At 71.8% G+C, this 21,362-nt stretch carries 11 protein-coding genes (1 of these 11 only partly in view); 5 read left to right on the top strand and 6 right to left on the bottom strand.

Going from position 1 to position 21,362, the window contains the following annotated elements:
- Window positions 1-103 precede the first annotated feature (103 nt).
- Complete coding sequence (locus OB08_RS01395; protein WP_461471353.1) at window positions 104-454, top strand: hypothetical protein; 351 nt, start codon at window positions 104-106, stop codon at window positions 452-454.
- A 27-nt stretch (window positions 455-481) separates the two neighbouring features.
- Here OB08_RS01395 and OB08_RS01390 read toward each other — a convergent pair whose 3' ends face one another.
- On the bottom strand, window positions 482-883 hold the full coding sequence (locus tag OB08_RS01390; RefSeq protein WP_461471351.1) for a hypothetical protein: 402 nt from the start codon (window positions 881-883) through the stop codon (window positions 482-484).
- A 106-nt stretch (window positions 884-989) separates the two neighbouring features.
- On the opposite strand from OB08_RS01390, the gene OB08_RS01385 reads away from it, so the two are divergent.
- Both OB08_RS01385 and lpdA read left to right on the top strand, forming a co-directional pair.
- Window positions 990-1,679 carry a copper resistance CopC family protein gene (locus OB08_RS01385; RefSeq protein WP_461471349.1) on the top strand — a complete coding sequence of 230 codons (690 nt, stop codon included), beginning with the start codon at window positions 990-992 and terminating at the stop codon, window positions 1,677-1,679.
- 9 nt (window positions 1,680-1,688) lie between these two features.
- Entirely contained in the window at window positions 1,689-3,089 is a 1,401-nt protein-coding gene (gene lpdA / locus OB08_RS01380) for a dihydrolipoyl dehydrogenase (RefSeq protein WP_461471347.1), read from the top strand.
- Between the two features lie 152 nt (window positions 3,090-3,241).
- Here the strand turns inward: lpdA and OB08_RS01375 are convergent, their stop codons facing one another.
- The 3 genes from OB08_RS01375 to OB08_RS01365 are packed head-to-tail and all read right to left on the bottom strand — an operon-like array spanning window position 3,242 to window position 4,648.
- Window positions 3,242-3,739: a PaaI family thioesterase gene (locus OB08_RS01375; RefSeq protein ID WP_461471345.1), complete on the bottom strand. Its 498-nt coding sequence runs from the start codon at window positions 3,737-3,739 to the stop codon at window positions 3,242-3,244.
- Between the two features lie 41 nt (window positions 3,740-3,780).
- The gene (locus OB08_RS01370; RefSeq protein WP_461471343.1) at window positions 3,781-4,428 is read right to left on the bottom strand and encodes a CYTH domain-containing protein; all 648 of its coding nucleotides are present in this window, start codon (window positions 4,426-4,428) and stop codon (window positions 3,781-3,783) included.
- Window positions 4,415-4,648 (bottom strand): response regulator, encoded by a 234-nt coding sequence (locus tag OB08_RS01365; RefSeq protein WP_461471341.1) that lies wholly within the window; start codon window positions 4,646-4,648, stop codon window positions 4,415-4,417. Before OB08_RS01365 ends, OB08_RS01370 begins: the two co-directional genes overlap by 14 nt.
- Window positions 4,649-4,811: 163 nt before the next feature.
- On the opposite strand from OB08_RS01365, the gene glgP reads away from it, so the two are divergent.
- Complete coding sequence (gene glgP, locus OB08_RS01360; RefSeq protein WP_461471339.1) at window positions 4,812-7,364, top strand: alpha-glucan family phosphorylase; 2,553 nt, start codon at window positions 4,812-4,814, stop codon at window positions 7,362-7,364.
- A 101-nt stretch (window positions 7,365-7,465) separates the two neighbouring features.
- Here the strand turns inward: glgP and OB08_RS01355 are convergent, their stop codons facing one another.
- Complete coding sequence (locus OB08_RS01355) at window positions 7,466-8,293, bottom strand: DUF559 domain-containing protein (protein WP_461471337.1); 828 nt, start codon at window positions 8,291-8,293, stop codon at window positions 7,466-7,468.
- Window positions 8,294-8,507: 214 nt separating this feature from the next.
- Here OB08_RS01355 and OB08_RS01350 point away from each other — a divergent pair, with 214 nt between their 5' ends.
- The gene (locus OB08_RS01350) at window positions 8,508-9,239 is read left to right on the top strand and encodes a glutamine amidotransferase (protein ID WP_461471335.1); all 732 of its coding nucleotides are present in this window, start codon (window positions 8,508-8,510) and stop codon (window positions 9,237-9,239) included.
- Window positions 9,240-9,257: 18 nt separating this feature from the next.
- On the opposite strand, the gene OB08_RS01345 is transcribed toward OB08_RS01350, so the two are convergent.
- Window positions 9,258-21,362: the end of a beta strand repeat-containing protein gene (locus tag OB08_RS01345; protein WP_461471333.1), read on the bottom strand. Its footprint extends 24,099 nt past the window's final position; the window shows 12,105 of its 36,204 coding nt (coding positions 24,100-36,204); its start codon lies off the right edge, out of view; the stop codon is at window positions 9,258-9,260.

The following is a 21,362-nucleotide window of genomic DNA, read 5'->3' as shown; positions in this document are numbered from 1 at the left end:
ACGCGCGGACGGGCTTTGTTTCGCCCCGTGTCGGCCGCCGTGGCGCCGCGCGCCGGCCGCCCTAACGTGGGTGGAGACCGAAACTACGAGAAGGAGTCCCGCCGTGTCGAGCCAGCACCGTCACTTCCCGCCCCTCGAGGTGCGTGAGCGTGCGACGTGCATGTGCCACCACGGCGACGCGTGCTCCATCTACGCCCCGGGTCATGCGCTGCACCTGATCCAGTCCCGGCTCGCCTCGGCGACGCCGTCGGACTGGGCGGACGCGATCGTCGAGGACGCCGACCCGCGCTCCGGTGTGATCATCGTGCGCGGCCTCGACGACGACGCGCCCGTCGCGCTGTGGAACGGCGCCGGAGCCGCGGGGATCCTCAAGCGGGGAACGCCGGTCGCGCTGCACGGGCGCTACAACGTGCTCGCGGTGGGCCGCGAGCGGTTCAACGTCGCGCGGCCCTGACCAGGGCCGCGCCGTCGAAGCGGGCCCTCAGGCCGCCTTCATCATCATGTCCTTGACCGCCATGCAGGCGTCCATGCAGGCCTTGCACGCCTGAGCGCACATCTTGCAGACCTCGCTGTGGTCGGCGTGCTCCATGCAGTCGTCCATGCACTTGCGGCACATCTCGATGCACGCGTCGAGCATCGCCATCATGGATGCCTGGTCCATGCCCTGCATGCGCATCATCGAGCGCATCATCGTGTTGCACATGTCCGCGCAGTTCATGCACGCCGGGGCGCACGACATCATCTGCGTGGAGCACACCGTGCACGCCTGCTCGCAGGCCGAGCAGGCGTCCATACAGGCCTGCATCACCGACATGTCCATGGTGCCCATGCCGGGCATCGACATCATGTCCTTCGACATGGCGTCCATCATCATGGTGTCCATCGCACCGTCCTTCCGAGACCGGCCGGCGGGGGCAGGTGCTCCCGCCTGCGGCCAGGCTACTCGCGGGCGGGCCGCGTTTGAAGGCTTGGCTAGGCTGGATCGGGTGATGTCACAAGGAATTCACACGGCCCTGTCCACCCGCGTCGCCGCCCTCGTCGCCGCCGTCCTCGCGGTCGCCGCGCTGCTCCTCGTCCCGGCGTCACCGGCCCGCGCGCACGACGAGCTTCTGGGCTCGAGCCCCGCGGCGGACTCGACCGTCGACGCGCTTCCCACCGAGCTGACCCTGACGTTCAGCGGCGCGATCGCCACCGACGCGGGCGCATCGGAGGTGGCGGTGACGGATGCCGCGGGCACGTCGCTCACCGACGGCGAGCCGTCCGTGCAGGACAACGTCCTGACCCAGCCGCTCTCGGGCGAGGCATCCGGTGAGATCACGGTCCTGTGGAAGGTCGTCTCGAGCGACGGCCACCCGATCTCGGGCGAGCTCTCGTTCACCTCCGCCGCGGCGCCCGCCCCGACCGACACGGCGAGCCCGGCCCCCAGCGCGAGCGAGACGGCCGAGCCGACGCTGGAGCCCACGGCGACCGCCTCCCCGACCGCGCCCGCCGGTGAGGACTCCTCCTCCGCGGACGTGTGGCCGTGGGTGATCGGCGGCCTCGTCCTCGCCGCCGTCGTGGGAGCGATCGTCTACCTCGCGACCTCGCGCTCGCGGCGTGAGAAGGCCCTCGCAGAGAACCGCGAGCGGGCACTCGGGGGCGGCTCCGGCGCCGACTCCGACGCTCCCACCGGGCGATAGGCTGGGGGCATGCCCCATTACGACGTCGTCATCCTCGGCGCGGGCCCCGGCGGGTACGTCGCGGCCGTCCGCAGCGCACAGCTCGGCCTCTCCGTCGCGATCATCGAAGAGAAGTACTGGGGCGGTGTCTGCCTCAACGTCGGCTGCATCCCCTCGAAGGCTCTGCTGAAGAACGCCGACCTCGCGCACCAGTTCCACCACAAGGCCGACCTGTTCGGCATCTCCGGTGACGTGCACTTCGACTTCGGCGTCGCGTGGGATCGCAGCCGCAAGGTGGCGGACACCCACGTCAAGGGCATCCACTACCTGATGAAGAAGAACAAGGTCACCGAGTACGAGGGCCGCGGGTCGTTCACCGGCCCGAACGCCATCACTGTGACCAAGGCCGACGGCACCACCGACGAGGTGACCTTCGACAACGCGATCATCTCGACCGGCTCGAAGGTGCGCCTGCTGCCGGGCGTGCAGATCGGCGGCAACGTCGTGACGTACGAGGAGCAGATCCTCGCCCGCGACCTGCCGCAGTCGATCGTCATCGTGGGCGCCGGCGCGATCGGCATGGAGTTCGCCTTCGTGATGGTGAACTACGGCGTCAAGGTCACGATCATCGAGTTCCTCGACCGGGCGCTTCCCAATGAAGACGTCGACGTGTCGAAGGAGATCGCGAAGCAGTACAAGAAGTACGGCGTCGACATCCTCACCTCGACCAAGGTCGAGACCGTCACCGACCACGGCGACCGCGTCACCGTCACCTACACGCCCGCCGCGGGTGGCGAGGCCCAGTCGATCGACGCCGACAAGGTCATGATGTCGATCGGCTTCGCCGCGAACGTCGAGGGCTTCGGTCTCGAGAACACCGGCGTGAAGCTCACCGACCGCGGTGCGATCGACATCGACGACCACATGCGCACGAACGTGCCGCACATCTACGCGATCGGCGACGTCACGGCCAAGCTGCAGCTCGCCCACGTGGCCGAGGCGCAGGGCGTCGTGGCCGCCGAGACGATCGGCAAGGCCGAGACCATGACGCTGGGCGACTACCGTATGATGCCGCGCGCGACGTTCTGCTCGCCGCAGGTCGCCTCGTTCGGCCTCACCGAGCAGCAGGCGCGCGACGCCGGCTACGACGTGAAGGTCGCGAAGTTCCCGTTCTCGGCCAACGGCAAGGCGAACGGCCTGGGCGAGCCGATCGGCTTCGTCAAGCTCATCGCCGACGGCGAGCACCTCGAGCTGCTCGGCGGCCACCTCATCGGCCCCGACGTCTCCGAGCTCCTCCCCGAGCTCACGCTCGCGCAGAAGTGGGACCTCACCGCGCTCGAGGCGGCGCGCAACGTCCACACGCACCCGACGCTGTCGGAGGCCGTGCAGGAGGCCTTCCACGGCCTCGCCGGACACATGATCAACCTCTGACGCGCCATCCGCTCGTCACCGAAGGCCCCGGGAGACCGGGGCCTTCGCCGCTCCCGCCGCCGCGGCGGTGCCGAGGGGTCGCGAATCACCGTCAGCCGGCAGGGGAATTGGTCGTCTGCGACCCGTGGGCGCGGCCGGGCGGGAAGCCGGAGTCACGGGCGCAGCACGAGCAGCGAGCTCGTGGCCGTCGCGAGCGCCTTGCCCGAGGCATCCTCCAGCACGCCCTCCGCGAAGATCACGCGCGACCCGGGCTTGACGACCCGCCCGCGCGCTCGGAGCACACCCGCCGTCGAGAGGATCGGCCGCAGGTACGAGACGCTCAGGTCGATCGACGTGTAGCCGACCCCGGCCGGCAGCGTCGTGTGGGCGGCGCAGCCGACGACGGTGTCGAGGAGCGTGCAGGCGAGCCCGCCGTGCACCATGCCCAGAACGTTGTAGTGGTATTCGCGCGGCTCGCATTCGAAGACGGCCTCGCCCGGCTCGGCCGCCACCATCCAGAAGTCCATCAGCCGCGCGATGGGCGGCGGCGGGAGCTCGCCCGCGATGAGCGCGCGGAGGTAGGTCAGTCCGTCGAGCCCCTGCGACGCCGCGAACGGCGGGCCGGGATCCTCCCAGTCGAAGGTGCGGGTGCGGGTGGCGTCGGTGGTCATGCGCACACCCTAGGACCGCGCGGCGCCCAGCACACCACCCCTCAGTGACCGAGGGTGCGGGCGAGTTTGGAATCGGATGCCGCGTGCCGCGCGCCCGCGGCCAGGGCGGCCCGTTCGACCGCGGCGAACAACGCGGCGCGCGCGTCGGGATCGACGGGTCCGGCCGGCCCGAGCTCGATCTCCCACTCGTGCCATTCGCGTTCGGCGCCCGTGCGCTCATCGCGCGTGCGCACATGGTCGTCGGCGAACTCCGCCACGATGTCGCCCGACGCCGACAGGAGCAGGTAGGCGATGCGCTCGTTGCGGATGCGCGCCAGCGGCTCGAGAGGCGCACCGGCGGTGACGGCCGCGAGTTCGCCGAGGGCGCCATCGGGCACCGCGCCGGCTTCGCCGAGCGGCCAGTGCAGCTCGACGCGTCCGCCGTCGGCGCCGCGCGGGCCCTTGATGTGCCAGCCCGCGTCGGGTCCTCCGGTGCGGCGCCGCAGCGCGAAGCCGGCGCGTGCGAGCGAGGCGTCGGCCGTGTCGAGGTAGGTGGCGTCGAGGCTCCGGGTCTCCCCCGCGGTCACCGAAGCGACGCCGGGAACACCCGACCAGTCGGGCACGGCGGCACCGTCGTCGACGTCGAACTTCAGCTCGATCTCCACCGACCGCCCGGGCCGGTCGCCCGGCTGCGGGTCAGCGCCGGTCACTCGCGGAGTCGCTGTACGGATCGATGTCGTCCTGCGACTCCACGAACCAGAACTCGGCCTCGGTCGGACCGTCGGAGTCACCCGTGCGCTCGAGGTCGCCCTTGCGCGCGTACACCACCTGGGTCTCGCTGTAGGGGACGATGAGGCGGTCGAGGTCGGGGTTCTCGAGGGGCAGGAGCTGACCGTCGAGCGGGCCTCCGTGCAGTCGTGCGATAGCCATGTGCCGAGCCTAGACCCGGGGCCCGGCGGCGTGCCCGCCCTTGACGGGCGCGTTGCGCAGGCCTACGCGGCCGGCGTGCGCCGCCTCGCCGCCCGAGCGCGTCCACCGATGTTCGCCGCACCGAGTGCAAGCGTTTTCATCTTCGCCCCCTAGAATCGCTCGCGTGAAGGCCATCCGAACGTTCACCGTCCGACCTGTCCTCTCCGAAAGCCTCGCCCCGCTCGACCGTCTCGCGTCGAACTGGCGCTGGTCGTGGAGCCGCGCCACCCACGCACTCTTCGCGTCGATGGACCCCGCGCTGTGGGAGGAGATCGGTGCGAACCCGGCACGGATGCTGGGGGCGCTCGGTCAGGACCGTCTCGACGAGCTCGCCCGCGACGAGGGCTTCGTCCAGCGGGTCCGCGAAGAGGACGAGCGCCTCACGGCGTACCTCGACGGCGACCGCTGGTTCCAGCAGCTCGAGGGAGAGAAGCCCGCGCACATCGCCTACTTCTCCCCCGAGTTCGGCGTCGACGGGTCGCTCCCGCAGTACTCCGGCGGCCTCGGCATCCTCGCCGGCGACCACCTCAAGAGCGCATCCGACCTCGGCGTGCCTCTCACCGGCGTGGGCCTCTTCTACCGTGCCGGGTACTTCCGCCAGTCGATCGGCGACGACGGCTGGCAGCGCGAGAGCTACCCGCTGCTCGACCCGTACGGCCTCGGCCTCACCCTTCTTCGCGATGCGGACGGCTCCCCCGTCGAGATCGCGCTCGACCTGCCCGGCGACCGCGTGCTGCACGCGCGCGTGTGGGTGGCCGACATCGGCCGCATCCCGCTGCTGCTGCTCGACTCCGAGACGCCGTCGAACTCCGACGAGATGCGCCGGGTGACCGACCGCCTCTACGGCGGCGGCGGCGAGCACCGCCTGCTGCAGGAGCTGCTGCTCGGCGTCGGCGGCGTGCGGGCGGTGCGCGCGTGGTGCGCGATCACCGGGCGTCCGACGCCCGACGTGTATCACACGAACGAGGGGCACGCCGGGTTCCAGGGCCTCGAGCGGATGTCCGAGCTCATCACCCACGACGGGCTCGACTACGACGCCGCGCTCGCACAGGTGCGCGCGTCGACCGTCTTCACGACGCACACGCCGGTGCCGGCGGGCATCGATCGGTTCCCGCGCGACCTCATCGCCGACTTCCTCGCAAGCGGCCTCTTCCAGAACCTCGACGCCGGCCGCGCGATCGCGCTCGGTCTCGAGACGTGGGAGGGCGGCGACCAGGGCGTCTTCAACATGGCTGTGCTCGGCCTGCACCTCGGGCAGCACGCCAACGGCGTCTCGGTGCTGCACGGCGAGGTCAGCCGCGGCATGTTCGGGATGCTGTGGCCCGGCGTCGACACCGACGAGGTGCCGATCACCTCGATCACCAACGGCGTTCATGCCCCCACGTGGGTGCATCCCGCGCTCAAGGCGGTCAGTGAGCAGGCCTTCGGCGATGCCCACACCGACACCCACGACTGGACGGACCGCGAGGCGGTCAGCGACGCCGAGCTGTGGGGCGTGCGCCAGCACATGAAGGGCGAGCTCGTCGCCGAGGCGCGGCGCCGGGTCGCGGCATCCCTCTCCAACGGCCACCGGCCGGCGTGGATCGACGACCTCCTCGACCCGGAGGTGCTGACGATCGGCTTCGCGCGCCGCGTGCCGACCTACAAGCGACTCACGCTCATGCTGCGCGACCCCGAGCGCCTCACGAAGCTCCTCACCGACCCCGAGCGTCCGGTTCAGATCGTGATCGGCGGCAAGTCGCACCCGGCCGACGACTCGGGCAAGATCCTCATCCAGCAGCTGGTGCGGTTCAGCCGCGATCCCAAGGTGCGCGGACGGATCGTGTTCCTCCCCGACTACGACATCACGCTCGCCAAGGACCTCTACCCCGGATGCGACGTGTGGCTCAACAACCCGCTGCGCCCCCTCGAGGCGTGCGGCACGTCCGGTATGAAGGCGGCGCTCAACGGCGTGCTGAACCTGTCCATCCTCGACGGCTGGTGGGACGAGTGGTACGACGGCGAGAACGGCTGGGCGATCCCCACCGCCGACACCGCGTCGAACGACGAGGAGCGCGACGACGCCGAGGCATCCGCTCTCTACGACCTCATCGAGCACCAGCTCGTGCCGCGCTTCTACGAGCGCGAGGGCGGTATCCCGCTGCGCTGGCTGCAGATGGTGCGCCACACGATGACAGAGCTCGGCAAGAAGGCCACGAGCGACCGCATGGTGCGCGACTACGTGCAGCGGCTCTACGTGCCCGCGGCCGCCCACGACGTGGCGCTGCGCGCCGGCGACTTCGCCGAGGCACGCGCGCTGGCCACGTTCGTCGCACGGGTGAAGGATGCCTGGTCCCGCGTGTCGATCGCCGGTGTGGACTCGTCCGGCATCCCGTCGCAGGCGCAGGCGGGCGACAGCCTCGAGGTGAGCGCGGCGGTGCGCCTGGACGGGCTCTCCCCCGACGACGTCGCCGTCGAGCTCGCGTACGGCCGCACCGACGAGGACGACCGCCTCGCGCGCGACCACTCGGTGCACCGCCTCTCGCCGGCGGGTCCCGCGGTGGACGGCGTGACGACCTTCACCGGCACCCTGCCGCTCGCCGTGACGGGCACGTTCGGCTACACCGTGCGCGTGGTGCCGTCGCACCCGCAGCTGGTCTCCCCCGTCGAGCTGGGCCTGGTGACCTACCCCTCCTGACCCGGCGGGTCGCACAGAATCGGAACTCTTCCCCGACACGCCGGTGAGCGGATGCCGCGACCCGGCGTGTCGCCGGAAACCTCCGATTCTGTGCGCGCTGCTCAGAAGCGGTGCAGGCCTCGGTCGACGTGAGCGAGGATGGCCAGCTCCACCGTGGGCCAGTCGTGCACGACCATCGCGTAGTCGAAGCGGAGGCTGACGTACCCCCAGGCGGCGGCGTGGGCATCGCGCACCAGGTCCTTATGGCGGTGAGACGGTCCGTCGTGATTGTCGATGCCGTCGACCTCCACGATCAGCCGGTCACCGACGAGGAAGTCCACTCGGCCGACCGAGACGATGTGCTGCTGGGTCCGAACGCGAAGCCCGTGCGGCCGCAGGCGCCAGCGCAGCAGCGACTCCAGCCCGCTGTCGGCATCCGCGCGGGCGAACGCGATCGCGTCCCGCGCAGCGTCGTTGGTGTGCGCGCGAAGCCACGCGAGATCGGTCGGCGCCAGCATCCGCTGCCGGAGCGCGGACTCGAGCGCCACGAAGAACTCCTCCACCCCGCGGCATCGCAGGATCTGGCGCAGCACGCTGGCTACGGTCGGGATGCCGAAGGAGTTCGTTCCGGCGTCCGGCGCTGCGACCCAATGCACGACGCAGGTGCAGTCGGCGTGGGGATACGCGCGCCCGTGGCCGGGCAATGCGACGTGCGCGCTCGCGCTGCGGTCGAGCGTCCACAGCCCGAGGTGCTCCGCCGCCCTCACACACGCGATCGCTCCGCCGTGCGCGGCTGCACGCCGCACGGTGTCGCATGCCCCGCGATCGTAGACACCTCGCCGCACGAGACCGAGTGATCCGCGGGCGAGAGCGCTCGCGATCATCCACCGCGACAGCCCCGCCGCGGCCAGTTCCCGGTATGTGGCGATCGGGTGCGGGGTGGTGCACATCCGCCCACCCTGCTGCACCCGCCCCGGCTGCACCGCGCGACCGGCGCGCTCTGTGATGAGCGGTCCGATCGGCCGCCCTCGGGAGGAGCCGGCGACAGAGAATCGGAGGTTCTGCCCGACACGCCGGGTGACGGATGCCTCGCCCCGGCGTGTCGCCGAGAACCTCCGATTCTGTGCATCCGGCGCCAGCCGGGGCGGGCCGTAGGCTTGGGGGGTGAAGCCCTTCGTCCTCCTCGCCACGCGGGCCGAAGACGTCCCCGCCGACGAGGAGTACGCGCTCTTCCTGCGCTACACCGGCCTCGACGAGCGCGACCTGCGGCGCGTCCGGCTCGAGGCCGGACCGATGCCCGCGCTCGACCTGGACGAGCTGTCGGGCATCTTCGTCGGCGGCGGGCCGTTCAACGCGTCCGACCCGGCCGAGAAGAAGTCCGGCGTGCAGCACCGAGTGGAGGCCGAGTTCCAGACGCTGCTCGACCGGGTGGTCGCGCGCGACTTCCCGTTCCTCGGCGCCTGCTACGGCGTGGGAACGCTCGGCGCGCACCAGGGCGCCGTGATCGACCGGACGTACACCGAGCCGATCAGTGTCGTGCCGGTGACGCTCACCGAGGACGGGGCATCCGATCCCCTGCTCGAGGGCATGCCGCGCGTGTTCGACGCCTTCGTAGGCCACAAGGAGGCGGTCACGGTGCTCCCGCCGTCGGCGACGCTCCTCGGCTCGTCGCCGGACTGCCCGGTGCAGATGTTCAAGGTGCGCGACAACGTCTACGCGACGCAGTTCCACCCCGAGCTCGACGTCGACGGCATCACGACGCGCATTCACGCCTATGCCGGCTACGGGTACTTCGCCACCGACGAGCTCGAGCTCACGCTGACCGCGGTCCGGCGCGCCGCGGTCTCTCACCCGAGTCGGATGCTGCGCACCTTCGTCGAGCGCTACGCGAGGTAGCCGGCCATCGGGGCCGGGCTAGCTCTGGCGGCTCGGCGCGGTCGACGTCAGCGCGGGCGCTGACAGCGGCTCGGACCCGGGAGCGGGTGCGGGCGCGCTGGAGCCCGTGGTCGTCGTCGTGACGCCCGTGGTCGTCGTGGTGGTCGAGGTGGTCGAGGCGGTCGTGGTCGACGTCGCGGAGGTCGACGTGGGCGCGGCGGTCGTGGTCGACGTCGGCATGCTCGCGCCCGTCGAGGTCGCGGTCGGCGCCGAGGTTCCGCCGACCGATCCGAACGACGCCCGTGCCGCGGGCGGACTGTACCCGTCGGTGCGCACGCGCAGGTACTCGAACTTCGCCGTCCCGGCCGCGACCGTGAGCCCGAATCGGCCGTCGGCGAGGGCGGCGTTGTACGCGCGGGACAGGACGAACGCGCCGTTCACGGTGAGCGAGACCGACGCCCCCTTGATCGTCACGGTGAGGGTGTACGCGACGCCCGCCGACACTGCGCGCGCGACGCGCTCGTCGATCACCGTCTGACCGCCCGCGACATGACCGAACAGGACCGCCTGGGCTGCCTGGTCGAGCACGATGAACTTGTAGTCGGTCGCGCTGTAGTAGTCGTAGACGATGCCGGCGCGCGAGCCCGCCGTGAGCGTCGCGACCGTCGTGAGCTCGAGGAACGCGTTCGCGGCGATCGCCGAGTCGAGCGCCGCGAGGGCGAGGGCGGCGGCGCTCGGCGCCGCAGTGCCGGTGAGCGCGCCGGAGGCCGTGTTCCAGGTGCCGCGCACGCCGCCGACCATGCCGGGTCCGGTGAACTCGTCTGTCGTGTCGAGCGTGATCGAGGGCGGGAGCACCTGCACCGAGACGTTGTCGAACTTGCCGCGTGCGCCGTTGGACCCCATGCCCACGAAGCCCTTGTTGAGCGCCACCGTCACGCCGTCGAGCACCCGCGGGGCGAACGTGTGGGTGAAGGCGACGGCCCCGTCGAGGGAGATGGTGACGGTCGTGCCGTTGACCGCGACGAGCATCGAGTACCACTTGTTGTACTTGACGCCGCCGCCAATCGAGGACTGCACGTCGACCTGCCAGCCCGAGGCGGTGCGCCGGCCCATGACGAGCTTGTTGGTCGACTGGTCGACGCCGGCGAACTTGAAGTCGGTGGGTGAGAAGTAGTCGAAGATGACGAACGCGTTGGCCTTCCATCCGCCCGTCGGCTTGGTGAGATACACCTGCGCGTGGATCTCGAAGTAGATCGGCAGGTACTGGTCGATGTAGTAGACGGCGGCGGCGTCGCCGCCGGTGGCGGTCGCGGTGACGGTGAGCGTGCCGTCCTGGACCGCGAAGACCCCGGAGTCGGCGAAGAAGGCCTCGGCCGTGCCCGTGCTGAACGCCGCCGAGCGCAGCACGTCGCGCTTGCCGCCGGGCACGTTGCCCGGCTGCGGGTCGCGCGGGCCGCCGGTCTGGTCCTGCCACGCGTCGTCCTTCTGGGTGACCAGGCCCGCCTCGCCGAACGGCTCGCCGTTGCGCGGGATCGAGGCGTCGCCCACCAGCTGTGCGATCGTGAAGTCCGCCCCCTGCGCCGCCGACAGCGCGTAGAGGAACTCGAACAGCCCCGGCGGCACCTGGCGGCTCACGGTGCCCAGCCCGAAGGGCGCGAAGGGGACGAGGTAGCTGTTGAACTCGCCGACCCAGTCGATCAGGCGGTCGCCGCCGGTGTTCGCGATGAGCACGTCCAGCCCGGCGCCGCCGACGGCGCGGTCCTCGTACGACACGTTGGTGTCGGGCGACGTGTTCTCGCCGGCCGCCGTCGTGAGCACGTCGTCCATGTTGAGCAGGTCGTTGCCCCAGCCGCCCCACGCCGTGTCGCGCCCGGTGCCGCCGACGATCCAGTCGTTGCCGTGGTCGCCGAAGAGCACGTCGTCGCCGTCGCTCGAGACGCCCGAGTCGGCGCGGCCCTCGGTGCTGACGAAGTTGAGGAACCACTCGCCGCCGTTCACGAGGATTCTCCGCATCGGGAAGTACTCGTCGTAGCGGGCGAACTCGCCTGCGGTCGGGTCGAATCCGAGCAGCGTGCCGTCGTTGAACGGCCGTGCGAAGTCGCTGCGGGCTCCGCTGTCGCCGTAGCCCGATCCGGCGAGGGCCTCGGCACCCGAGATGGCGTCGTCGCCGAGCCCGCCGTGGATGAAGTCGCCGTCCCAGCCGCCGAAGAGCACGTCGTTGAGGAACGTGGTCGGCGCGAGCGGGTCGCGCAGGTCGTCGTTCACGAAGAACGGCGTGAGGTCGACGCGCTTGGTGAGCTTCCCGGTCGGGAACAGGATGGCGACCTGCACGCGGCCGGGCGTGGTGACCTCGATCTGGGCCGACGCGGTGGTCAGCCCGTTGAGCAGCTCGGTCTGGCCGTTGCGGCTCGTGAAGATGCGCCCGTCGTCGCCCAGGATGCCGTCGACACCGGTGCCGCCCGAGATCCAGTCGTGTCCCCAGCCGCCGATGAGGTCGTCGTCGCCGGCGTCGCCGAACGCGACGTCGTTGCCCGCGCCGGCGTAGACGGTGTCGTCGCCGGCCTCGCCGTGGATCTCGTCGCCACCGTAGACGTCGGCCGTCGCCGAGGCCGCGCGGGTCGGGCCGCCGGGCGTGTAGTCGAGCAGCTCGACCGCGCGCGGCAGGAGGCGCACCGCCTCGCCGTAGTTGTCGTACGTGAACGCGAGGTACGCGCCGCCTGCGCCGCCGCCGGTGCCGACGAGCCGCAGGATGTTGCCGTTGTCGCCGACGATCGTGTCGGAGTCGCGGCCGTGCAGGCCGGTGTCGTCGTTGCGGCCGACCTTGGTGCCGGCGCCGCCGAAGAGGAGGTCGGCGCCGTCGGGGCGGCGGTCCTTCGTCATGAGCGAGAACAGGCTCGAGCTGCCGCCGATGATGTCGTCGCGGCCCAGGTTGCCGAAGATCACGTCGGCACCGCCACCGCCCTCGATGTAGTCGTCGCCGTCGGTGGCATCCTCGACCGACGGGGTCAGCACGAGGAGGCCGGTCATCGGGTCGCGGTGCGCTCCGTACGCGGTGGGCGCGGCATCCGTCCCGATCTTCCCGTCGCCCTGGATCGTGTCGTTGCCGAGCTGACCGAAGATCGTGTCGTCGTCGGCACCGCCCGCGATGTAGTCGCGGTTGTAGAGCGCCGGCGGCGTCGTCGCCGCGTGGTCGAGCAGCATGATGACGAAGTCGCTCCACGCGGTCGCCCCCGCGGGGTTGTTCTGCGCGGCGCCCGTGACGTTCGCGCTGCCTGCCGTCGCGAGCGCCGTGCTGTAGATCGTCGATCCGCTCAGCACGCGGAAGCGCAGGCTGCGGTGGTCGCCGAACGTGGTCCGGCGGTCGAGCTCGACGTTGTCGCCGAAGATGAGGTCCTTGTCGGCGCCGCCGTCGATGCGGTCGGCCTTGCCTGCCTGGTTGGTGCCGGTGCCGCCGATGAGGATGTCCTGCCCGGCCTCGCCGCGGAGGGTGTCGTCGCCGCCGGTCGCGTTGTCGAGCGAGCCGATGAAGACGACCTGCAGCAGGCCGGACTTGACCATGAGGGTCATCGTGCCGTGGTCGCCGAACACGATGTCGGCGCCGGCGCCGGCGGCGATGGTGTCGTCCGCCGCGCCGCCGAGCATCAGGTCGCTGCCCGCCCCTGTGGTGATCGCGTCGTTGCCGCCGATCGTCGCGTCGACGGTCGTGAGCACGCCGGCCGGCAGCGTCAGCGTCGGGCTCCAGAGGGCTGTGGACCCGCCGACCGTCGCGGTGAAGCGTCCGTGGTCGCCGAAGACGATGTTGCGTCCGTCGGACGCCGAGATCGTGTCGCCTCCGCTGCCGCCGACGATCAGGTCGTCGGCCGTGCCGGTCGTGATGACGTCGGCGCCGCCGAACGCGGTGTCGAGCGACCATACCCGGTCGATGTCGGCGGCATCGGCGTCCTGCACCACCCAGTCGACGAACCCGTGGTCGCCGAACACGATGCCGGTGCGGTCGGGTGCACCCGCCGCCTCGCCGCGGTTGGTGGTGATGGTGTCGCCGCCCGCGCCGCCGAGCACGAGGTCGGCGCCCACGCCGCTGGTGATCGTGTCGGCGCCGCCGATCGTCGGGTCGAGCGTCGCGATGCGGCCGAGCGGGCGGAGCACGCCGTCGGTGAAGTCGTCGACGCCGCCGTGGCCCGACTGCGCGACGACGTTGCCGGCTCCGTCGACCCACTGCACGACGCCGCGGTCGCCGAAGACGATGTCGCCGCCGGTTCCGCCGTGCAGACGGTCGGCGCCGATGCCGCCGAAGATCACGAGCGGCAGCGTCGACGCGTGGGCGTTGACGAGGTCGTCGTCGGCGGTGCCTGCGGGCAGGATCGCGCCGGTGGCCGGCATGGTGAACGTCTCGGTGCGCGTGCGGGTCACCTCGACCACGACGTGGGCGGCCGAGCCGTCGCGCTGCGCGGGTGCCGCGAATGTGAGCAGGCTGCCGTTGCGCGAGACCTCGGATGCCCCGAGGAGGCGCCCGTTGACCCAGACGCGGTAGCCGACGAGGTCGCCCGTGGCTCCGAGGTCGAACGAACCGGCCGCCTGCACGCTCCAGGCCGTGAGGTGCAGGGTCACCGTGACCACGTCGTTCGGGCTCAGCGCGTCGAAGAGGCCGACCGTGTCGAGGATCGTCGACGACACGTACCGCACCGACGGCACGACCACCCCGTTGACGCGCACCTCGACCACGACGTCGGGGCGCACCGGCTCGTCGCCGTCGTCGAGTGCGGCGCCGAGGCCGAGCACGTTGTCGTTCGGACCCTGCGTGTTGAGCACGAAGAAGCCGTCCTCGCTCGCCTGCAGGTCGACCGTGATCGTGTCGCTCCCGAGCCCGGTATTGAGCCACGTCGTGGTGCGCACGCCCGGGCGGGTGTGCGTGCCGTCGATCGTGATCGTGTCGGCGAAGCCGCTCGTCCAGATCCGGATGCCGTCGGCGAAGGTGCCCGTCGCGCCGGCGCGCCACGAGATGCCCGCCGGGGCGAGCCCGACGACGAAGATCTCGCCGTCGGCCGAGAGGTTCGCGTCGCGCGTCCGCGCCGGGACTGCCAGGTCGGTGATGAGCACCGATGGGTCGCCGGCCGCCGCTCCCTCGTCGCTCAGCAGCAGCGTGTGCCGGCCGGCGCCGAGGTCGAGGTTCAGCGTGCCCTCGATGCGGTCGAGGTCGCCCGCGAGGAACTGCGGACGGCCGTCGACGGCGACGTCCGCGCGCGACGAGATGTACACGCGATCGTCGCCCGCGCCGAACGAGACGTTCGTCACCGGCCGCGTGCCGCGGATGTTGAGCACGTCGTGGCCCGAGCCGAGCGCCAGGTTGAGCGTCTCGAGGCCGTGATAGCGGATGCCCGCAATCGCGGTGCCGTCGGTCGCGGCATCCGTCACCGTCGCCCCCAGCGCGGAGAGCGCGATCGTGACCGGCTGCGCGGTGTCTTCGTTCACCTCGCCGCGGAATCCGACGAAGTAGGTCCCGCCGACGAGCCAGACGTAGACGCTCGCGGCGCAGCGCGTGGCGTCCTCCTCGCCGCAGCTCATCGAGACGCCCGCGTCGGCGCCGGCCGTCGTCGGGAAGAGGAGCGACTGCAGCGCAGCGCGCACCGCCTCGGCCGAGGCGCCGGCGGCGAAGGTGACCGCGCCGATGCCGGTGGCGACGCCGCCCCGCACCTGCGACAGCATGATCGTGAACGACGCACCGCGCGGGGTCACCGCGTACAGGCGGTCGAGCGGGCGGCCCTGGTCGTCGAGCCCCGGGCGCGGCGTCATGTCGAGGCCGGTGAGGGCGTCCTGCGTGAGCCAGCCGAGGTTCGCGCCGGCGTCGCCGGAGTCGTCGAGGTTCGCCACGTCGCGGCCCACGCCGCCTTCGAGCACGAGGAGCGCCGCGAGCAGGTCGAGGATGCCCGAGACCGTGCCGACCGAGAACGTGTCGTCGTCGGTGTTGCCGTACAGCGGGGCGGACGCGGTCGTCGGGCCGCCGATGACCTGCGTGTGCCCGTCGATCGTGCGGATCACCAGGCGGTCGTCGCCCGGACCCGCCAGCACCGTTGTGGTGCCGGCGTGGGTCGACTCGATCGTGAAGAGGTCGTCACCGTAGCCGAGCAGGATGGTGAGGTCTTCGAACTGGGCGTAGCGGATGCCGCCGAGCACGGGGCGTCCGGCGAGCGAGTAGTCGCCCGCCATGCCGAGGCCGGTGATGCGGTCGCGCGTGAGCACGCCCGTGTCGTCAGCGGGGCTGTCCTCGTTGTGGACGATGAGGCGGTCGACCTGGGCGGTCTCGATGGCGTCGGCCGTCGTGCCGGTCACGGGCAGCGGGCCGCCCGAGTGCTCGCCGGGCAGCAGGATCGGCAGGTAGTCGTCGAGTTCGAGCTGGACCGGCGGGTGGGGGTCGTCGCCGCCCGAGACGAACAGCGGGCCCTGGATGAGGTGCAGGCGACGGGCGGAGTCGGCGAACTCCTGCACGTCGTCGCCGTCGACCTTCGCGTCGTCGACCGCGCGGATCGTGACGGTGCGCTCGGCCGACCAGTTCGCCGCCGTGAAGGTCAGGGCGAGCGCGCCCACCCACGCCGAGCCGTTCCAGAACTCGAGCTGGCGGTCGCGGCAGCCGTTCGGCAGACCGCAGTCCGGTCCGCCGATGTCGAGGGTGAACGACGCGATCGCGTCGAGGCGCACCGTGACGGTCTCCCCCGCCGCCGGCGCCTTCGTGAGCCGCACGGTGTAGGCGGCCGTCGCGCCGAACTGCGAGCCGGTGGCGCCCTCGACCAGGCGGATGTCGCCGCCCACGGGCGTGATCACGACGCCGGCGGAGTCGCCGTCGTGCACGAGCACGCTCACCCGCTCGACGACCGCGCCGGCGAGCTCGGCGACGTAGACGCGGCTCGTGCCGAGCACGAAGGTGCCCGCACCCCACGCGTCGACGACGGTGATCGTGGTGGCGGTGTTGCTCGCGATGGTGCGGTAGGTCGCCGTGCCGTTCGCGTCGACGAGACGCAGGAGCGCGCCGGCGAGCCCGCCGCCGGTCGTGGGCAGGACGACGCCCGAGAGCGTCACGGTGCGGTTGTCGCCCGAGACCGCGGTCACGGTGCCCACGAGCTCGGCGGCCGTGATGGGCGCGGTGTACCCGGTGATGACGAAGGTGGAGCCGGCGCCGGGCGCGACGTCCCACTCGCCCTCGATCTCGATCGTCGACGCGGTGTTGCTCCAGATGCGCCGGACCTGGCCGGCACCCGCGCCGCTCGTGATCCGGATCAGGTGGCCCTTGAGCGCGCCGGCGACAGCCGTCATCCCCGTGAAGGCGAATTCGTTCGCAAGCCCGCCCGCACCGGCGACCACGCCCGACAGGCGGTCGTTCGAGGTGACCGCCGCGGTGATCGCCTGCACGTGCTGGCCCTCGACCGCGGTGTCGTCGATCGCGCGGACCTGCACGGTGCGCGTGCCCGCTGCGGTGAACGTGAGCGTGAGCGTCGAGACCCACGAGAGGCCGTCGGCCGAGATGAGCAGGCCGGCGGGCGCGGTGAGCACGACGGTCACCGGACCGCGCGGGGTCGACGAGATGCGCACCTCGTACGCCGCGGTCGTGCCGCCGGTGCCGGCGGCGGGCTCGATGACCCGCACGCCGCCGTCGGGGATCACGACCGGCACCTCGGGGGCGTCGTCGTCGATGACCCGCACGAAGGTCGTGGCGACGAGGGCGCCGGCGTACTCGCCGCCGGTGGCGATGACGTCGACGGGCGAGAACCACTCGCCCTCGGCGGCCAGGTCATCGGCAGCGCGCACGAGCACCGAGCGCTCTGCCGTGCCGCCCGCGGCGAAGACCAGCGTCACCGAGGTCTGCCACGTCGCCCCGCCGTCGACCGACAGCTCGATCGCACGTGCGCGGCCGGCCGAGCCGGGGTCGACCGCCGGGCCGACGAGCGTGACCTGGACGGTCGTGGTGGGCGCCTTCGTCAGGCGCACCCGCAGCGTGCCGCTCGCGCCGCCTTCCCTGAGCGTGAGCGATCCGCCGACGGGCGCCAGCACGATCGTCGGCTCGTCGTCGTCCATGATCTCGGTCGCGATGCCGTCGACTCGCAGCAGCGCCCACGCGCTGTTGGCGACGGTGCTCTCGACCGAGTGGCGCACGAGGCCGGTGTGGCCCAGCAGGTCGTTCGCCTGCACCGCGGGCGCGGCGCTGCCGACCTCGACCCGGTCGGAGCCCTGGCCGCCGAAGATCGCGAGCTCGACGGCCGGGTTGGTCGACAGCACGTGGAAGACGTCGTCGCCGGCCATGCCGTAGATCGACACCTTCTCGACGTTGACGTACCGGATGACCCGGCCGGCGCCGTAGACGCCGCTCGCGGTGATGACGAAGGTGTCGCCGAACTCGGTGCCGATGATGACGACGAGGTCGTAGCCGGCACCGCCGTCGATGTTGACCGGCGCGTTCGAGGCGTACTCGATGAAGTTGCGGCCCTCGCCGGCGTTGAGCGCGGTGACCTCCGACTCGCCCGCGAACGAGCGGATCACGAACGTGTCGTCGCCGGCGTCCCCGTAGAGGTTCAGGGTCGCGACGTTGCGGAAGACCTCGAACACGTCGTCGCCCGAGCCGCCGCGCACCGAGGCGGTGAACGAGACGCCGCGCGTCAGCAGTCCGCGGGTCGACGCGAAGAATCCGGATGCCGCGAACTCGGCGTCTGCGACGTACGACGTGTACAGCTGGCCGAAGCGGAAGCGGTCGTTGCCCGAGTCGCCGTTGACCGTGAGCACCGAGCCGGTGTCGTCGAAGGCGAACGTGTCGTCGCCGGCGAGGCCGTTGACGACGACGCCTCCGGTCATCGCCGCCCCGTAGGTCACCTTCTCGACGGCCGTGAACCGCCCCGCGGCGGGAGCCGATAGCAGCCCGATGAGCGACGTGGTCGCATTGCGGCGGAACAGGAACGTGTCGCCGGCGGCCGAGCCGTTGACCACGAGCACGTTGGTGCCGCCGTCGGCGACGTCGACGGTGTCGATGCGGCTGCTGCCGACGCCGAACAGGTCGATGACGAAGTAGTCGGAGTTCGCGCCGCCGTTGAGCGTGAGCGTCTTGCCCGCCATCGGGTTGACGCCCGCGGGCCCCGGCACCGCGTTGACGACGAGCCAGTCGTCGCCGGCGTCTCCGGTGATCGTCGTCGCACCGCCGAGGGCCTCCACGAACACGCGGTCGTTGCCGGCGCCGCCGTGCACGGCGGTCGTGCCCGCGTGCGTCGAGTCGACGTTCACGACATCCGATCCCGACCCGAGCGCGAGGTCGAGCGACTCGAACAGCGTGTAGTCGACCCGGCCGTCCGTCATCCGCAGCACCTCGGTGGTGACCGAGCCGCCGGCGGCCGCGACCAGCGGGTGGCCGGCGACAGCACCGAGGGTGAGGAGGCGCGCCGCCCCGGCGAGGCCCGCGAGGGCGCCCGTCCACGCGATCGTCCAGCGGGTGCCGGCCTTGGTCACCACGACGTTGCCGGCGCCGACGAGCGCGGCCAGCGCCGCCTGCACCTGGGAGGCGGTGGCGTCGAAGGCGAGCTGCACCGTGGTGCCGAGGCCGGCGACCGTGAGGGTGAAGCGTCCGTTGACGGCGCCGCGCACGGTGACGACCTGCACGAGGCTGGGCGTCGGCGAGCCGCCGGTCATGCCGAGACCCGCGATGGAGGCCGCGGTCAGCACGCCGAGCCGGTCGAGCAGGGCTGCGGCGTCGTCGAGGAACAGAAGGTCGCTGCCGGTGCCGCCGGTGAGCGTGAGGGGCGCGGCGATGCCCGTGAGGACGCCGCCGATGCCGGTGACCGTGGAGCTGACGCGCACCGTGTCGTCACCGGCGCCCGTGTCGATCGACGTCGCGCCCGAGACGGTGCGGACGATGACGGTGTCGGCGCCGCCGCCCGCGGTGATCGTCGTGGTGCCCCCGTGGGTCGAGTGCACGGTGAACGTGTCGCCGCCCGAGCCGAGGTCGATGGTCAGGTGCTCGAGCTCGGTGTAGGTGATGCCGTGGCTCATGCCGAGGCCGGTCACCGTGTTCGAGGTGAGCGCGCCGACATTGGGCGCGGTGTCGCCGCTGTCGTCGACCGAGAGCAGGTCGGCTCCGGTGAGCGCGCCCGGTCCGGTGCCGCCGACGATCACGAGCGGGGCGCTGACGGCGTTCACCGTGCCGCCGGTGTTCGTCCACACGGTGCTCGTCGTGCCCGTGCCCGCGGCCTGCGAGCCGACGGCGATGCGGTCGGTGTGCTCGCCGGTGTACACGCGGTGCTGCACGGCGATGGCCCGCACGGCGACGCGGTCGCCGCCGGCGAGGGTGCGGATCTCGACGAGCTCGACCCCGCCGTGGGTGATCGTGCCGAGCGTGGTCATGGCGCCCGCGGCGTCGAACGACACGCGGCGCACGCGGTTCGCCTGCGGACCCGTCGGCGGCGAGGCCACGATGTCGACGATGAGGTCGTCGGGAGCCGCCGAGCCCCAGACCTCGAGGCGGTCGCTGCCGGCGGTGTCGACGATGTGCACGGCCATGCCGGTCGAACGGGTGAGCTCGACGCGCACGACGTCGTCGCCGTCGCCCGGGTCGATATAGGCGCTGCCGGTCCACGGGTCGGCCGCGCGCGCGACGCCGGCGACGGTCACCGTGCCGTCGGCGTCGCCGATGAGCACCGTGGTCGGGCCCGTGCCGGTCGAGGTGAGGCGCGCGATCTCGAAGATGCCGAGCAGGTCCTCGGCGATCGAGCCGACGCCGAAGTCGGTGCCGACGGCGAGCCCGTGAACGAAGAGGTTGCGGTAGAGGCCGAAGTCACCCGTCGCGAAGGACTCGACGAGGGTGTCGGTGCCGCCCGCATCGATGAAGGTGTCCTGTCCGAGGCCGCCGGTGACGGTGTCGTCGCCCGCGCCGGAGTCGAGCACGTCGGCGAACGGGGAGCCGATGAGGCGGTCGCCCTCCGTGCCCCCGATGAGGGTCAGCGCGAGGCGGTCGACCGACACGGCGGAGGCGTCGATGGTGTCGGCGCCGCCGCGCCCGTCGACGATGAGCGCGTCGCCCTGACCGCGCACCGTGCCGTCGATCCAGGCGATGTACCCGGTGGCGGTGCTGCGCACGATCTTCGTGCGCGTGCCGTCGGTCGAGATCGCGAAGGTGTCGCCGCCGGTGGCCGAGCCGAGGATCGTGACGAGGTCGGTGCTGCCGGCGCCGACCGCGATCTCGACCGTGAGCAGGCCCGAGGAGGCCCCGGTGATGTCGGACAGCGTGATCTGGTCGGCGCCCGCACCGGCGTCGATCACGAGGTTCTCGATGCCGGAGGTGTTGCGGCTGGCGCCGCCGAGCGTGTGGGTGAGGATGCCGGCCGAGGGGTTGCTGACGACGAGCTGCTCGGAGCCGCCCGTCAGCGTGAGGATCAGGCGGTCGGTGCCGGAGCCGCCGGTGACGACCTCGGTGTCGGGCGACGTGAAGACCGCCGCCGTCGTGGTGATGATGTCGTTTCCGGCGCCGCCGTCGTAGCGGCGCGCCGGGCCGGACAGCACGTCGTCGTGGTCGCCGCCGTTCAGGACGTCCAGGATCGTGCTGCCGATGAGGATGTCGTTGCCGGCCTCGCCGTTCATCGTGAGCGCGCCGGTCCCGGTGTGGCGGAGCAGGTCGTTGCCGTCGCCGCCGTTCACGGTGCCCGATGCGGAGCCGCTCACGGTGATCGTGTCGTTCTCGGTGCCGCCGCTGAGCGAGATGCCCGCGCCGGAGCCCTGCACCAGGATCGTGTCGTTGCCCGAGCCGCCGTCGATCGTGACGGGCACCTGGACGCTCGGGTCGATGACCACGTTGTCGACGCCGTCGCCGAAGTAGGCGTGGATGCGCTGCACGTTCGCGTAGGTGCGGGTGTGCCCGAACGCGGTGATCCGGATCGTGGCGAGCCCGTTGGAGAGCGCGCCGATCTGCTCGATGCGCACCGTCTCGTCGATGACCCCGGTCGAGACGCTCCGCGCCGCGCGCTGCGCCGTGCCGCCGACGTTGATCCACAGGTCGCGGTCGCTCGCGCGCCACTCGCGGAGGCTCTTGAACGAGTCCGTGCCCGTGTAGGTCTGGCCGTTGCCGGCGAGGTACGGCACGACCGGGAAGCGCACGCTGCCGATCGTGAAGGTGTCGCTGCG

This window comes from Microbacterium sp. HJ5 (genome assembly GCF_054824025.1).
The sequence above is the reverse complement of the archived record's forward strand: the minus strand, read 5'-3'. Positions and strand labels throughout refer to the sequence as shown.